The following is a 14,897-nucleotide window of genomic DNA, read 5'->3' on the forward strand; positions in this document are numbered from 1 at the left end:
GGCCTCCAAGGCTGCCGGCCCAGACGGAGCGTGAGCCGTCATTTCATCGTGGAGACAAGTGTTGACTGCAGGGTGGTGAGGGCCTCGGTCGGGGTGGCCTTGAGGGAGAGCAGGCTTTGGGCGAAGGTGGTCATCGCCGGGGTGCTGTCCACGGTCGAGATGTTCGCGAAGAGGGCGCTTCCTCCGGGGGCCGCCCAGGTCTTGCAGATGGGCTGCCAGACCTGGACCATCTTCACAGCATTGGAGTCGGACTTGAACTCCGGGGTCGAGGCGATCGATTTGAGAACGGGGAGCCCGGGCCCGGTCTTCTGGGTCCACAGCGGGCTCATGTTCTTGTAGTAGTAGGTCAGGAAGGCTTCGGAGCCGGCCTGGCTGGGCGTGTTCTTGTACATCATGATGTTGTTCGGGAAGTAGAGGGCGCCCTTCGTGCCCCTGGCGCTGACCAGCGGGTCCCCGACGAGCATGTCGCCGGCGACGCTTCCCCCGAGCTGCTGCGCCAGGCCCGGCGCCTCGAAGCCCATGGCGAACTTGCCGGCCTTCCATTGGCTCTGAGCATTGGTCGTCGAGTAGCCGATGCTGCCGGGATCCATGTAGCCCTTGCGCACCATCTCCACGATGTACTCGAGGGCCTGGACGTTCTCGGGGGTGACGCAGTTGGGCTTCTGGTTCTCGTCGAAGATCCCGCCGCCGTTGTTGATCATCAGCCCGACGATCACCTGGAACCCGTTGCCCTGGGCGCCGGCGGCGATCCCGAATCCGAACATCCCGGCCTTCTTCAGCGCCTCGCAGACGTCGAGGTGGGACTGCCAGTCCGTCGGAGGTTCCGCCCCGGCCTTCTCGAGCAGCGACTTCCGGTACCACAGGGCGCGCATGTCGAGGTTGTAGGGCACCGCCACATGGCCCTGGGAGGTCTTCATCGTGTCGATGAGGCCGGGGAGGAAGTCGTCGTAGAGGCCGTTGGCCTTCCAGGACTCCAGCAGGCTGTCGGCTGGGGCGATCTGGTTCTGCTGCGCGAACTGGAACGCCTGCGTCCCGCTGCCGCTGCTGACGGCTGGCCCGGTGTTGGAGGCGACGGCCGAAGCGAAGGTGGTGGTGAAGTTAGCCCACTGCACCTCCTGGTAGGCGGCCGGCGGCAGGCCCTTGGCGGGGGAGTACTTCTGCGTGATCTGCCGGTCGAGCTGGGAGAACTCGGTGTTGCCCCACGGCATGTTCCAGAATTTGATCTCACCGGACGCCCCTCCCGTCCCCCCGCCTGAGGGGCCGCACCCCGTCAGGGCGGCAAGGGCCGCGATCCCTCCTGCGCCCGCGAGCAGCCCACGCCGGGAGATCGTCCTTCCGCTGTCGAGACCGGCCATCGTCTTCCTCCATCCCCGGCCTCCGCCGGTGTCCGTCGTCCGGCGGCAGGGAGCCGCCCCAGGAGGAGCATCGCCTAAGAATTTGCGCAAAATCGAGGCGACGTTCCTCCGCTTTGCAGATCCTGACAGGCAATACAGAGCGGCCGCAAGGCGTTTGGGGGAACGAAAAATTTCGCAATCAGAACCTGTTGTAAGCTCGCCTCATGCCTCCCGCCGAGCTCCAGCGCAACAAGCAGCCGACCCTCTCGGACGTCGCTGTCGTCGCGGGCACGAGCGTGCCGACGGTCTCGAAAGTGCTCAGGGGCGGGACGGACGTCTCTCCTGCCACCCGCGAGCGGGTCATGGATGCCGTCCGCGAGGTCGGGTATGCCAGGTCAGGGCCCCGGCCCAGTGCCAGGCCGTCGGCGCCCGAGGCTCCGCCCCTGATCCACCTGGTGGTGAACCACGTCGATGGGAGCTGGGCCAACCGCGTCCTGGTCGGCGTCGAGCAGGCAGCGACGGCAGCGAACGTCGACGTTGTCATCGCCATCGCCCGAGGAGACGGCGAATGGGTCTCCCGGCTCCTGCGCCGCCCGTCGCAGGGGGCCGTCGTCGTTCTCGTCGATCCCACAAGCGTCCAGCTCGCCGTGCTCTCCGCCGCCCGGATCCCGGTCGTGCTCGTCACGCCGATGAGCCGGCCGGCCGCGGCCGTGCCGAGTGTGGGGGTGACCAACTGGGAAGGCGGCCGTTCGGCCGCCGAGCACCTGCTTGCGCTCGGCCACCGCCGCTTAGGCGTGGTGGGCGGGGGACGGGACCACCTCTACAGCACCGCCCGCATCGACGGATTCCGCTCCGCGCTGCGCGATGCCGGCGTCGAGGAATGCGAGGTTGCATACGCCGACTGGAGCAGGGAACAGGCCGCCCGGCAGGCGGCCGCGATGTTCGCAGCCGAGGCCCCGCCGACCGCGGTCTTCGCCTGCTCCGACGTCATGGCCCTCGGCGTCATCGACGCCGCCGCCGAGGCTGGCCTCCGCATCCCGGCCGACCTGAGCGTCGTCGGGTTCGACGACGTCCCGGAGGCGGAATGGGCCAGCCCGCCGCTCACCACGGTCCGCCAGCCCATCGCTGAGATGGGCGCGGAAGCCGTCGGACTGCTGCTGCGCTCGCAGACGTGGCAGGGACCCCGATCGCGATCGGACCCGCCGCGCGTCGACCTCTCCACCAGCCTCGTTGTCAGGCGATCCACAGCAGCGGCCCCGGAACCACCCGGGCCAACCCCGCGCGCGACCAGATTCCCACCGAGGGATTGAAGCCCGCGGGAAACTGGGCTGCCGAGCGCCGTCCTCAGGCGTTCAGATCCCCAGGCTGCCAAGGCCCAGGGACGACGCCGGGGGGCAGCGCCGCGTTCTATGTCAAGGACGGCCGTTCTTGGGCGAACCGAGGCCCACTTGCAGTTGATCGCGACCCCGCGAGCCCGTCTACCTGACGCGCCGTGACCACGTGGCTGCGTGTTGACAGCCAAGGCGTCTTAGTCCAGTAGGCGATTCCGGCTTGCCAGCGTGGCGAAGACGGCCATGGCCGCCATCGTCGTCGCTGTGAGGGCGAGTGGGATGCTCCATCCTCCGGTGAGGTCGTGCAGCCAGCCGAACACGATCGGCCCGGCTGCGGCCAGAAGGTATCCGACTGACTGGGCCATGCCGGACAGCGCGGCGGCTTGGCTATGGGTGCGGGTGCGCAGGCTGAACAACGACAGGGCCAGGACGATGGTAGAGCCACAGCCCAGTCCCCCGGTCACGGTCCATAGCAGGGCCATCTGTGGGACAAGCAGCAACCCGACGTAGGTGAGGAAGCACAGCAGCCCTCCGGTCAGGCCGATCAGTCGTTGGTCTGTGAAGCGGTGCGCGAGAGTTGCGGTGCCCAGATTCCCCAGGACCGAGACGATCTGGAACAGGAACAGGTACCAGCCAGCCGTTCCCGCGGAGATTCCCCGGTCGTGCAGAATGCTCGGCAGCCAGGCGACAAAGATGAAGAAGGGAACGGACTGCAGTCCCATGAAGATCGTGACCTGCCACCCCAGAGCCGAAGTCCAGGGGGAGGCAGGTGGCGCAGGGCTGGTGCCGGTAGCGGCCCGGGCCTCTGGCCCGGGCCCGGCGCGGAAACGGGTATGCGGCAGTGGCACGGCCATCGCGATCAGCGCAATCCCGGCCCAAACGCCCAAGGCGAGGCGCCAGCTCAACGGCGAGGCGTCGGCGATGGGCACGACAACTCCCGCCGCCAGTGCCGCGACCGACGACTGAAACGCTGAGTACACCCCGGTCACCTGGGCCACGCGATGCGGGAAGTCGCGTTTCACCAGCGACGGAAGCAGCACGTTGATGATCGCGATCCCGATTCCGAGCGAGCCGGTGCCGGCCCAGACGCCGGCCTCCCCCAGGACGGATCGGGCCACGATCCCCAAGGCGATCAACAGCAGGGCCAGCCGCAGGGCGCGGTCAAGGCCGAGCTTGCGGGCCAACGACGGCGCCACCGGGGAGAAAGCCGCGAACGCCAACAGCGGCAGGCTGGTCAGGAGGCCGGCCGCAGCCCCGCTCAGTCCCAAGTCCTGGCGCATCAGCCCCAGCACAGGTCCGACGGCGGTGAAGGACGCCCGCAGGTTTGCCGCGATAAGCAGCACCCCGACCAAGGCCAGCCCGAAACGGGGAAGACGACCGGTGGTTGAAGCTGCTGCTGCCGTCGTCGACCGCCCGCTCACTTGCCCCCCGCCCGCTGCTCGTTGCCGACGACGGCTAGCGGGGAAGCGTCGGACGAGCGCGCGCTGAGCAGCCGTGCCTCTGCCACCAGTTCCCCGGCGATGGCATCCGCCGACTGGGCATCACCGGCTTCGATGGCCGTCACCAGAGCATAGTGCTTCTGATCCAGCGAGGCACCCAACGCCGGGTCAGGGCTGATCCTCAGGTTGCCCGCAATGGCGTCGCGGATATGCGAGTGCAGTTCGGCCAGCAGGGCATTCCCGCCGGCGGCCACCACCATCGCATGGAAATCCAGATCGATCCGGAAGTATTCGAGTACGTCCCCGTCCCGCTGCGCGGCATCGCGGTCCGCCAAAGCCTGACGCATCGCCGCATGCTGCTCTGGTGTCGCGTTCCGGGCCGCCAGCCTCGCACCACGCTGCTCGAGCAATGCCCTCACTTCGTAGGCATCCTGCGGATCCGCGCCGTCCAACCGGCGGTGCAGACAGACGCCGAGCTCACTGCTGGCGCGCACATAGGTACCGTCTCCGGGTCGGGCCTCCAGCAGCCCGGCATGAACCAGCGACCGCAGCGCTTCCCGGACGCTGTTCCGGCTGATAGCCAGGTCGCGGCTCAACTCGTGTTCCGACGGCACGCGGTGGCCCACAGGCCAACTGCCGTCGGCGATCAAGGCCCGGATCTGTCCCGCGACCTGCATGGGTAGCGGAACCGAACGGCTCGGGCTGACGAGCTGCATCCCTCTCCTCCTAATGTCCTACATTTGGATATCAGGTCGTTTGCCCGGGAGGCAACCTCGTGAGTTGAATCGTGGTCAGTCCAATTGCCAGGTCTCGGACTAGCGGCGGTCGAAGGTGAGGCCGCCGGGGACTTGGAAGGTGGGCGTGATCTCGATCATGCCGATGTTGACGTGGCGCGGGGTCTCGATGGCGTAGTCGAGGGCGTTGACGATGTCGTCGGTGGTGAGGGACTCGTAGCCTTCGTAGTAGGTCTGCCAGGCCTCCTCCATGGCCTCGGGGGAGCCGCCGAGGTTGCGGCCGAAGATCTCGGTCTCGACGCGGCCGGGGCAGATCTCGGTGACGCGGATGCGCTTGCCGACGGTGTCGTTGCGCAGCTGGCGGGAGATCTGGTGCACGGCGGCCTTGGTGGCGTGGTAGGCGGTGTGGCCGTAGAAGTTGTAGAGCCCGGCGATGGAGCTGATGTTGACGATGTGGCCGAGGTCGCGTTGGGCCATTCCGGGCAGGGTCAGGCGTGTGAGCTGCAGGAGGGCCCGGAGGTTGACGTCGATGATCTCGTCGAGGTCCTCCTCGGTGGAGTCGAGGATGTTCCCGGGCCGGGAGACGCCGGCGCAGTTGACGAGGACGTCGACCTCGAGGGGGCCGAGCGCGGAGGCCAGCGCTGCCGTGTCGGTGAGGTCGAGGACGTGGGGGACGGCGCCGGTGCGGTCGGCGAGCTCGGTGAGCCGGTCCTCGTTGCGGGCGAGGGCGTGGACGGTGAGCCCGCGCTTGGCGAGGCGCTCGGCGATCGCGGCGCCCATCCCGGTCGAGGCTCCGGTGACGAGGGCGGTCTTGTAGTCAGCGAAGGGCATCGGTTCTCCGGGGAAGGACGAGGCTGTGCGCCAACGGCACGGCCAGATGGTCTGGTGTGGTCGGAAGCTGCGGCGGTGTCGGGGCGGTGACTTGAGCGGTCACTACCCTGACACCGCCGCAGCCGCACTGGTGGAACTGCTTGCGGGCTCGGACGAGGGACGGGGCGTCAGTCCACTGTGCGGGGCTTGGCAGCGAGATCGGAGGTGGCCCTGGCCGGGAGCCCGATGGCGGCGGTGATGACGGCCTTCTCCCGCTCGCTCTGCTGCACGTCGTCGAGCTCCTTGAGGGTGTACTTTCGGGTCTCCTTGGCGGTGAGCGCCGAGACCCCCGCGAAGAGCATGAACCCGATCGCGACCAGGGACGGGCCGAGCCAGTCCTTGAGGTTGGCGCCCGCGAGTGCTGTCGCGAGGACGGGGCCGATGACCCCCGAGATGGCGAAGCCGATCTGGGTGCCGAGGGCGAGCCCGGAGACGCGCAGCCGGCCGGGGAACATCTCTGCGAAGAACGAGGGCCAGGACGCGTTCACCATGGAGTAGAAGAGGGAGTAGTTGATGATGCCGAACAGGAAGATCAGCGCCCAGTTGCCGGTCGTGATCGACCAGAGGTAGGGCGCCATCGTGATGCCGACGCCGATCGTTCCGCTGAGGAACATCGTCTTGCGGCCGACCTTGTCCACGAGGAACCCTGCCAGGGGGGTGATGGCCAGGGCGATCACGGCCGAGACCGTCGTGGTCAGGAGCATGGTCGGCTTGTCCAGCTTGTACCCGGAGGTTCCGAACGCCACCGAGAAGGTCTGCATCATGTAGCTCGTGCCCGCGATGAGCGCGCAGAACACGATCCGCAGAACCGCGCGCCAGTGGAAGCGCAGGAGGTGTCGGAGCGGGGCGACGTTCGCCTTGGCGCGCTGGGCCTCGACGAACTCCGGCGGCTCCTGGACATGGCGGCGGATCAGGTAGGCGACCACCACCACGACGGCCGAGAACCAGAACGGGAGCCGCCAGCCCCAGGACAGCAGCTGCTGCGAAGGCATCGCGGCGATCGGGATGAAGAGCAGCAGCGTCAGCAGCGTGCCCGAGGATGCGCCCAGGGTCGTGAAGCTCGTGATGAACCCGCGACGGCGATCTGAAGAGTGCTCCAGGCTCATGGTGATCGCGCTGGGCTGCTCGCCGGAGAGGCACAGCCCCTGGATGACGCGGATCGCCACGAGCAGGATCGGAGCGGCGGCACCGATCTGGTCGTACGTCGGCAGGCAGCCGATCAGGAAGGTGCACCCGCCGATGCCGAACAGCGTGATCATCATGACGAACTTGCGGCCGAAGCGATCGCCCATCGGCCCCAGGATGAGAGAGCCGAGGGGCCGCACGGCGTAGCCGACCGCGAACGTGACCAGGGACAGCAGCACGCTGATGCCCTGGGGCAGCTGGGGCGAGAAGAAGAGGACGTTCAGAATCAATGCCGACGCAGTGCCGTACACCGCGAAGTCGTAGTACTCGAGCGTGGTGCCGATCCAGGCCGCGACTGCCGCCCTGACCGGGGTCTTCTTGGGAAGTATGGTTTCAGTCATTTCGTCTCCATTGGCGATGGGTGAGCAGCGGCTTGTCCACAGGCAGAAAGGGCGAGAGCGGAGACAGCCGGGAGGTCCGTGGCCGCTGCGCGATGCTTCGCATAAAATCTCATAATGTGCTCTTTCTGATGCGAGAAAATTCAATCTTGGCCATTTGCTAAATAGGCCGAAAATCGATGGCTCGGGTGTTTTGGAACGGTCCGAGAACACTACCGACCAAGGCGGCGACGCTGCGGACTGGTCACAACTTCAAAGTAGCGTTTGAGGTGTTGGTCACACAAAGACAGCTTTTGTGTTCCTACATAGCGATCGATTATGACGTGGCGCCCCAAGGCGTGAGACGTTGGACGCCCGGAAGCTCGAGCACTTCGGGAGGATCCTGCGGTGGGTGGCCCGGCGCGTCATCCGGAACGGCAAGCTCAACCTGACGTTGATCTTCGAGCAGTGGGAACGAGGCGCCACTGAGCTCGAGCTGAAGGACCATCCATAAGAGGGCCTTATCCGGTCAATTCACTTTCATCTTATTCAGTGCCAATTGTGCTGCCTACCATTGAGCTGCAGGCCGATTTGTCATCAGCGGACTCGCCAACGCAGCGCAAGGAGGCTTGGAGTGAACAAGATCAGCAGCGCCGACCGAGCCTTGGGAAATTCCCAACGAGCCACGGTCGTGCACACCGGGTCGCATTGCCCCATGAGTGGCTTGTGGCAGCCCCTCGAATCATCGGCTGAACCGATTTTCATTTTCGAGGGCAGTATGATGCCTCCGCACGACGGCGGAAGCGCAACGTGGACTCTGATTGATGCCGGGGACGGATCGCGAGCCGGGGGGAGTCTCAGAACTACACCCAGAAGAGAGAAGTAAAGGAGCGGAGTTCTCGGCCCAGATGCACCTCTTGGGCATGTGACCGCCCTTCTCAGGCGGTCGGCGAGTTGGCCGGCGTAGCGAGTTGGCCGCTGCGTCCTGCCCCAACAGAGTTGTGGCAGCTACCGTTGGGCGCATGGCGGATTCTGAGGTCCTGCACGTGGACGGCCCCGACGGCGCGCGGGAGGTCAAGCTGAGCAGCCCAGACAAGGTGCTGTGGCCCGGCGTCGAGGGGCATGGTCCCCTCACCAAGCGTGACTTGGCCGGCTACCTGATCTCGGTGGCATCGCCTTTTCTGCGGCTCAACGGCGACCGGCCCATGACTCTTCAGCGCTTCCCCGAAGGGATCGACGGCGAGGAGTTCTTCTCGAAGCGGCCGCCGCGGGGCGCGCCTTCCTACCTCAGGACGGTGACGTGCACCTACCCGTCGCACAGACGCCACGACCAGCTGGTCTTCGACGAGGCCGCCGAGCTCGCGTGGGCAGCGCAGATGGGAACGATCACCTTCCACCCGTGGCCAGTGCGCACGGCCAATCTGGACAACCCGGACGAGCTGCGGATCGACCTCGATCCGCAGCCCGGGCGCGACTTCCGGGACGCCGTCACCGCCGCGCTCGCGCTGCGCGAGGTGATGGCCGAGGCCGGGCTCACGGCCTACGCCAAGACCTCGGGCAACCGGGGCGTCCACGTCTACGCGCGGATCCGGCCCACGCACGAGTTCCTTGAGGTGCGGCACGCCGTCATCGGGATTGCACGCGAGCTGGAGCGCCGCATGCCGGACCTCGTGACCAGCTCGTGGTGGAAGGAGGAGCGTGGCGAGCGGGTCTTCGTCGACTTCAACCAGGCCAACCGCGACCGGACGATCGCCGCCGCCTATTCGCCCCGGCCCTTGCCGCACGCGCCCGTCTCGACCCCGCTGACGTGGGACGAACTCCCCGACGCCGACCCGCGCGACTTCACCGTCCGTACGGTTCCCGCGCTGCTGGCCGCCCGTGACTGCCCGTGGGCAGAGATCGACGCCGTGCCGGGTGACATCTCGGGCGCACTCGCCTTATGGGAGGCGGACCTCGAGCGCGGCCTCGGCGAGCTCAACTTCCCGCCGGACTACCCCAAGATGCCCGGCGAGCCGCCGCGGGTGCCGCCAAGCAAGCGCAAGGCGGACCGAGCCGACGTCGACTATTCGGCGCCCAAAGCGGAGCGCGACGCCGAGTGGGGCACCGCGATCGCTCCCCCCTACGGGCCGATGCTGGCCAAGCCGGTCAAGAAGCTCCCCATCGGGGAGTACCTGTACGAGCCGAAGTGGGATGGCTTCCGCTCGATCGTGTGGCGCTCGGGTGATCGGGTGGAGATCGGATCGCGTAATGCGCTGCCCATGACGCGCTACTTCCCGGAGCTCGTCGAGGCCATCGTCGCAAGCTTCCCCGACCACTCGGTCATCGACGGCGAAATCGTCCTCGTGGATCCGGACACCGGCGACCGGCTCAACTTCGATGCCCTCCAGCAGCGCATTCACCCCGCGGCCTCTCGCATCGCCAAGCTGAGCGCCGCAACGCCGGCGAGCTTCGTGGCGTTCGACCTGCTCGCTCTGGGCCAGACCAACTACGTCGAGCGCCCGTTCCGCGAGCGGCGCGCAGCTCTTGAGGAGGCCTTCAAGGACGCAAGGCCCCCGGTCTACCTCACTCAGGTGACCAAGGACCCCGATCTCGCGCTGGAATGGTTCAGCAGGTTCGAGGGCGCCGGCCTGGACGGCGTCATCGCCAAGCCCCTCGGGGAACTCTATGCCGAGGACAAGCGGGTCATGTCCAAACTCAAGCACGAGCGGACAGCCGACTGCGTCCTCGCCGGGTACCGGCTCTACAAGGACGAGCCCGACGCCGTCGGATCCCTGCTCCTGGGCCTGTACGACGCCCAGGGCAGGCTCAACTCAGTGGGCGTCATCGGGGCGTTTCCCATGGCTCGCCGCAAGGAGCTGTTCGAGGAGCTGCAGCCGCTCGTGACCACGTTCGAGGGGCACCCTTGGGCGTGGGCGCAGCCCGCCGCGGTGCTGCCGGACAACCGCGACCAGTCGGCACCGCGCACCCCGACGGCGGCGGCGCGCTCCCGCTGGAATGCGGACAAGGACCTCTCGTTCGTCCCGCTACGGCCGGAGCGTGTCGTCGAGGTCAGGTACGACCACATGGAGGGCGAGCGGTTCCGCCACACCGCGCAATGGGTCCGATGGCGCCCGGACCGCTCGCCAGAATCGTGCACCTATGACCAGCTCGAGGAACCCGTCAGCTACGACCTTTCCTCGGTGCTGACCTAGGACCGGCCCGCGTAGGCCGCCGCGCAAGGGGCAGTTCCTTGACCCCGCCCTAGCGCAAACGCTCAGGTTTCTGACCGGGATTGCGGCGAGAAACGGCTGAGACCGCGGCGTGTCGGTCGTCGACACGCCGCCGCCTCATTTCAAACCTGGTCGGAATCACCAGCTGGTCGGAATCACCAGCTGGTCGGAATCACCCCGGCCCGGGCCCGACGGCGGCCCCTACGCGGAACCCGCCCCTACACCGCCCCCGCCCCTACACCGCCCCCGCACCACCGGCTACTGTCGAAGGAACCCGCGAAGGAGGCCGGACGTGGCGCGCATCTTCATCACCGGATCCACCCAGGGCCTCGGCCTCGCCGCGGCCCGGGCGCTCATCGCGCAAGGGCACGACGTCGTCGTCCATGCGCGCACGGCCCAGCGGGCCGGCGACCTCGGCGAGGTTGCCGCGGAAGCGGCGGGCGTCGTCGTCGGCGATCTCTCGGTGCGCGCCGAGACGCTCGCGCTCGCCGACGAAGTCAACGAACTCGGGCCCATGGACGCCGTGATCCAGAACGCCGGCGTCTACACGGAGCAGCGCCGGATTGCGACGCCAGAAGGCCATGCGAGAGTGCTCGCGGTCAACGTCCTCGCCCCGTACCTCCTCACGGCCAAGCTCGCGCGGCCGTCGCGCATGGTCTTCCTGACGAGCGGCATGCACCGCAGCGGCACGGCCTCGCTCGACGACGTCGACTGGCTCGCGCGCCAATGGGAGGCCTACCAGGCGTACTCCGACAGCAAGCTGCTCGTGAGCGCGCTCGCCTTCGGGCTCGCCCGGCGCTGGCCCGACGTCGCGAGCAACGCCGTCGACCCCGGCTGGGTGCCCACGCGCATGGGCGGCCCGAACGCCCCCGACGACCTCGAACAGGGCCACCTCACCCAAGTCTGGCTCGCGGCAGGGGAGGACGACGCCGCGCGGACCAGCGGCGGCTACTGGTATCACCAGCGCCGCCGCGAGCCCGCCGCCCCGGTCCGGGACCCGGCGTTTCAGGATGCGGTGATCGACAAGCTCGCCGACATCACGCGCGTGGTCCTGCCGAAGTAGCCGAGCGAGGCTAGGGCAGGCTAGGGCCGGAGCAGCACCTTGATCGCGCGCCGCTCGTCCATGGCCTTGTACGCCTCGGCCGCCTCATCGAGCGGAAGTTCGAGGTCGAAGACCTTGCCGGGGTTGATCTCCCGGTTCCAGATGAGCTCGATCAGCTGCGGCAGGTATTCGCGCACGGGCGCGGGGCCGCCGTGGAGGTGCACGTGCGAGAAGAAGAGCTCCTGGCCGGGGAGTTCGACGTCGTGCGAGACGCCCACGTAGCCGACGTGCCCGCCCGGGCGGGTCGAGCGGATGGCCTGCATCATGGACTCCTGGGTGCCGACCGCCTCGATCACCGAGTGCGCGCCGAGCCCGCCCGTGAGCTCCTTGACCTTCGCCACGCCGTCGTCGCCGCGTTCCTCGACGATGTCCGTCGCGCCGAACTCGCGCGCGAGGGCCTGTCGAGAGGCGTGACGAGACATCGCGATGATCCGCTCCGCGCCGAGCTGCTTCGCGGCCAGGACCGCGAGGAGCCCGACGGCGCCGTCCCCGACGACCGCGACTGTCTTGCCGGGGCCGACCGCGGCCGCGACCGCGCCGAACCAGCCCGTGCCCAGCACATCGGAGGCCGCGAGCAGGCTTGGGATCAGGTCGTCGTCGGGCATTCCGGGCGTTGCGACGAGCGTGCCGTCCGCGAGCGGGACGCGCAGCAGTTCCGCCTGGCAGCCGAGGCTGCCCATTCCGACGCGGTGGACGCACGAGGTCTGGTAGCCGGAACGGCAGATCTCGCACGTGTTGTCCGAGGCGAAGAACGAGCCGATGACGAAGTCGCCCGGCTTGACGTTCCGCACCTCATCGCCGACCTGCTCGACGACGCCCACGTACTCGTGGCCCATCGGGGAGGGCTCGTTCACCGAGTCGGTGCCGCGATAGGACCACAGGTCGGACCCGCAGACGCAGGTGGCGGCGAGGCGGATGATCGCGTCGGTCGGCTCGAGGATCGACGGATCCTCGCGCTCTTCGACCCGGACGTCGCCGGGGGCATACATGACAGCTCCACGCATGGGGGGTGGTCCTTTCTGAGGTTCCTTGGAAGGTCTTTCGGAGGTTTGGAAGGTCTTTCTGGGATTTCTACTGCGTCACGAGCGGCCCGCGGCGCCCGAGGGCCCAGACGGCGAGCGCCCAGCAGCTCATGACGATCCCCGCAACGGTGACACCCGCCCACCCGGCCGAGGACCACAGGAGCGCCGCGACGCCCGAGCCGATGGCCCCGCCGATGAAGTTCGACGTCACATACGCCGTGTTGAGCCGGCTGCGGCCCTCGTGCGAGAGCGAGAGGAGGCGCGTCTGGTTGAGGACGTTCTGCCCCTGGATCGCGACGTCGAGGAGGAACACGACGAGCACGAGCATCCACACCGACCGGCCCGAGAACGCTGCGAGCACGAACGAGGCCAGGACGAGCACCCACGCGACGCCCGTCACGGGCAGGGACCAGCCCTTGTCGTGGAGCCGGCCGGTGCGCTGGGCGGTCACGGCCCCGGCGATGCCCACGAGCCCGAACAGGCCGATGACCGAGACGGGGTAGTGGAACGGTGGCCCCGCGAGGAGGAACGTGAGCGAGGTCCAGAACATCGTGAACGCCGCGAACCCGGTCGTGGACAGCGCGAGCGTCCACCGCACCGCGCGCTCGCGGACCACGACGCCGGCCACCGACGCGAGAAGCCTCGCGTACGGGACGCGCGCCTTCCGATGGAGCGGCGGCAGGGCGCGCCACACGAACCCGGCGAGGACGACGACGGCGACCGCGGCCGCCGCGTACACGGCTCGCCACCCGCCGAACGTGGCGACGAGGCCGCTGATCGCCCGCGACGCGAGGATCCCCGTGAGGATGCCCGCGACGACGGTCCCGACGACGTGGCCGCGGCGCTTGTCGTCGGCGAGGTCGCCCGCGAGGGGCGTGAGGATCTGCCCGGAGATCGTCGTGATGCCCAGCAGGCACAGGGCCACGAGCAGGAAGACGAACGACGGCGCGAGCGCGCACGCGACGAGGACGACCGCCGAGACCAGCATCATGGCCACGGTCAGCCGCCTCCGGTCGAGCACGTCGCCGAGCGGGACGATGAAGAGGATCCCGACGGCGTAGCCGATCTGCGTCGAGGTCACGAGCCAGCCAGCCGCCGAAGGAGTCGCATGCAGCTGCTCCGCAATGGTGTCGAGGAGCGGCTGCGCCCAATACAGGTTCGCGACAGCAGCCCCCGAGGCGACCGCGAAGAGCAGCGTGAGACCACGCGTCATCGAGGGCTGCTGGGCCGGGGGTTTGGCCTGTGTTCGGCTCAAGTGTCTCCTTTCGGGCTTAGGCCCAGTTCCCCGTGAGGGTCTCGGTCCTGTCGTTTGCGGGCGCCGGGGTGGGGGACAGCTCGGAGATCCGGCGCCGCAGCTCCGGGGTCATCTCGACCTCGAGCGCGGCGAGCGACCCTTCGAGCTGTTCGAGGTTCCGCGCACCGATGATGGGCGCCGTGACGCCCGGGTGCCCCATGGCCCAGGCGACGGCGAGGGCGGCGGGCGCGATCCCGGCGTCGTCCGCGAAAGCTGCGAAGCGCTCTGCGGTGGTGCGGTCGCTCTCGAGCCCGTAGCGGTCCGCGTAGCGCGCGTTCTCGACCAGACGCCCGCCCTCGGGCTGCTGCCCGCCGCGGTACTTGCCCGTGAGGAGGCCGCCGCCGAGGGGGCTGTAGGTGATGACGCCCATGTTCTCCGCTTGGGCGAGGGGAAGGATCTCGACCTCGGCCTGCCGCTTCACGAGGTTGTACATCGGCTCGATGAGCTCGAACCGGGCGAGGCCTTCCCGGGTCGAGACGCCGAGCGCCGTCGCGATCTGCCACGCCGCCCAGTTGCTCACGGCCGGGTAGAGGATTTTGCCCTGCTGCTGGAGGTCGTCGAGCGCATGGAGGGTCTGCTCGATCGGCGTGCGCGGATCGAACGTGTGAAGGAAGTAGAAGTCGATCCGGTCCGTTCCCAGACGCGTGAGGCTCGCGTCAACCGACTGCATGAGATGACGGCGCGAGAGGCCCTGCGCATTGGGATCGCCCTTGACAGGGAAGCCGACCTTCGACGTGATGACGATGTCATCGCGCTCGCCGACAGCGAGCTTGCCCAGGATCTCCTCCGAGCGGCCGCCGCCGTAGACGTTGGCGGTGTCGAAGAAGTTGATCCCGGCCTCACGGACGCGGCGGTACATCGCCGCCGACGTCTCCTCGTCGGCCTCAGAGCCGAACGACATCGTGCCGAAGCACAGGGGTGAAACCTGGACGCCGGTGGCGCCGACGGTCCTGTAGTCCATGGGTGTCCTTTCTCCGCCAGACTTATTGCCCGGCACCTTGCTGCCCAACACACTCACCATCCATGCAAACGCCTTGCTTGGTGATGAGGGAGTACCCTG

General features: G+C 68.1%; 12 protein-coding genes. 4 read left to right on the forward strand and 8 right to left on the reverse strand.

Annotated features, from left to right (window positions below; all coding sequences use genetic code 11):
- Window positions 1-38 precede the first annotated feature (38 nt).
- The gene (locus L0M17_RS01500) at window positions 39-1,355 is read right to left on the reverse strand and encodes an ABC transporter substrate-binding protein (RefSeq protein ID WP_241050588.1); all 1,317 of its coding nucleotides are present in this window, start codon (window positions 1,353-1,355) and stop codon (window positions 39-41) included.
- Between the two features lie 203 nt (window positions 1,356-1,558).
- Here L0M17_RS01500 and L0M17_RS01505 point away from each other — a divergent pair, with 203 nt between their 5' ends.
- Window positions 1,559-2,644 carry a LacI family DNA-binding transcriptional regulator gene (locus tag L0M17_RS01505; RefSeq protein WP_241050589.1) on the forward strand — a complete coding sequence of 362 codons (1,086 nt, stop codon included), beginning with the start codon at window positions 1,559-1,561 and terminating at the stop codon, window positions 2,642-2,644.
- A gap of 218 nt (window positions 2,645-2,862) precedes the next feature.
- Here L0M17_RS01505 and L0M17_RS01510 read toward each other — a convergent pair whose 3' ends face one another.
- The 4 genes from L0M17_RS01510 to L0M17_RS01525 all read right to left on the reverse strand — a co-directional run bounded on the left by L0M17_RS01510 (window position 2,863) and on the right by L0M17_RS01525 (window position 7,234).
- Window positions 2,863-4,086 (reverse strand): MFS transporter, encoded by a 1,224-nt coding sequence (locus L0M17_RS01510; RefSeq protein WP_241050590.1) that lies wholly within the window; start codon window positions 4,084-4,086, stop codon window positions 2,863-2,865.
- A complete protein-coding gene (locus L0M17_RS01515; protein WP_241050591.1) occupies window positions 4,083-4,820 on the reverse strand; it encodes a FadR/GntR family transcriptional regulator in 738 nt (245 codons plus the stop codon). The genes L0M17_RS01510 and L0M17_RS01515 overlap by 4 nt, the downstream gene beginning before the upstream one ends.
- 99 nt (window positions 4,821-4,919) lie before the next feature.
- On the reverse strand, window positions 4,920-5,669 hold the full coding sequence (locus L0M17_RS01520; RefSeq protein WP_241050593.1) for an SDR family oxidoreductase: 750 nt from the start codon (window positions 5,667-5,669) through the stop codon (window positions 4,920-4,922).
- A 167-nt stretch (window positions 5,670-5,836) separates the two neighbouring features.
- The gene (locus L0M17_RS01525; protein ID WP_241050595.1) at window positions 5,837-7,234 is read right to left on the reverse strand and encodes an MFS transporter; all 1,398 of its coding nucleotides are present in this window, start codon (window positions 7,232-7,234) and stop codon (window positions 5,837-5,839) included.
- A 343-nt stretch (window positions 7,235-7,577) separates the two neighbouring features.
- On the opposite strand from L0M17_RS01525, the gene L0M17_RS01530 reads away from it, so the two are divergent.
- From L0M17_RS01530 to L0M17_RS01540, 3 genes are all read left to right on the forward strand, one after another.
- Window positions 7,578-7,724, forward strand: a complete 147-nt coding sequence (locus L0M17_RS01530) for a hypothetical protein (protein ID WP_241050597.1) — start codon at window positions 7,578-7,580, stop codon at window positions 7,722-7,724.
- Window positions 7,725-8,232: 508 nt separating this feature from the next.
- A complete protein-coding gene (locus tag L0M17_RS01535; RefSeq protein ID WP_241050599.1) occupies window positions 8,233-10,401 on the forward strand; it encodes an ATP-dependent DNA ligase in 2,169 nt (722 codons plus the stop codon).
- A gap of 310 nt (window positions 10,402-10,711) precedes the next feature.
- Window positions 10,712-11,482 carry an SDR family NAD(P)-dependent oxidoreductase gene (locus tag L0M17_RS01540; RefSeq protein WP_241050601.1) on the forward strand — a complete coding sequence of 257 codons (771 nt, stop codon included), beginning with the start codon at window positions 10,712-10,714 and terminating at the stop codon, window positions 11,480-11,482.
- Between the two features lie 20 nt (window positions 11,483-11,502).
- Here the strand turns inward: L0M17_RS01540 and L0M17_RS01545 are convergent, their stop codons facing one another.
- From L0M17_RS01545 to L0M17_RS01555, 3 genes are all read right to left on the reverse strand, one after another.
- Entirely contained in the window at window positions 11,503-12,525 is a 1,023-nt protein-coding gene (locus L0M17_RS01545; RefSeq protein WP_241050602.1) for a zinc-dependent alcohol dehydrogenase family protein, read from the reverse strand.
- 67 nt (window positions 12,526-12,592) lie between these two features.
- Entirely contained in the window at window positions 12,593-13,798 is a 1,206-nt protein-coding gene (locus L0M17_RS01550) for an MFS transporter (protein ID WP_241050604.1), read from the reverse strand.
- Window positions 13,799-13,814: 16 nt separating this feature from the next.
- On the reverse strand, window positions 13,815-14,798 hold the full coding sequence (locus L0M17_RS01555) for an aldo/keto reductase (protein ID WP_241050605.1): 984 nt from the start codon (window positions 14,796-14,798) through the stop codon (window positions 13,815-13,817).
- Window positions 14,799-14,897: the final 99 nt, after the last annotated feature.

The organism is Sinomonas terrae (genome assembly GCF_022539255.1).
Taxonomy (GTDB): domain Bacteria; phylum Actinomycetota; class Actinomycetes; order Actinomycetales; family Micrococcaceae; genus Sinomonas; species Sinomonas terrae.

Coding starts and splice junctions, on each gene's coding strand:
- L0M17_RS01520 (WP_241050593.1), bottom strand. CDS start 5,669: ATGCCCTTCGCTGACTACAAGACCGCCCTCGTCACCGGAGCCTCGACC.
- L0M17_RS01500 (WP_241050588.1), bottom strand. CDS start 1,355: ATGGCCGGTCTCGACAGCGGAAGGACGATCTCCCGGCGTGGGCTGCTC.
- L0M17_RS01525 (WP_241050595.1), bottom strand. CDS start 7,234: ATGACTGAAACCATACTTCCCAAGAAGACCCCGGTCAGGGCGGCAGTC.
- L0M17_RS01555 (WP_241050605.1), bottom strand. CDS start 14,798: ATGGACTACAGGACCGTCGGCGCCACCGGCGTCCAGGTTTCACCCCTG.
- L0M17_RS01505 (WP_241050589.1), top strand. CDS start 1,559: ATGCCTCCCGCCGAGCTCCAGCGCAACAAGCAGCCGACCCTCTCGGAC.
- L0M17_RS01545 (WP_241050602.1), bottom strand. CDS start 12,525: ATGCGTGGAGCTGTCATGTATGCCCCCGGCGACGTCCGGGTCGAAGAG.
- L0M17_RS01515 (WP_241050591.1), bottom strand. CDS start 4,820: ATGCAGCTCGTCAGCCCGAGCCGTTCGGTTCCGCTACCCATGCAGGTC.
- L0M17_RS01535 (WP_241050599.1), top strand. CDS start 8,233: ATGGCGGATTCTGAGGTCCTGCACGTGGACGGCCCCGACGGCGCGCGG.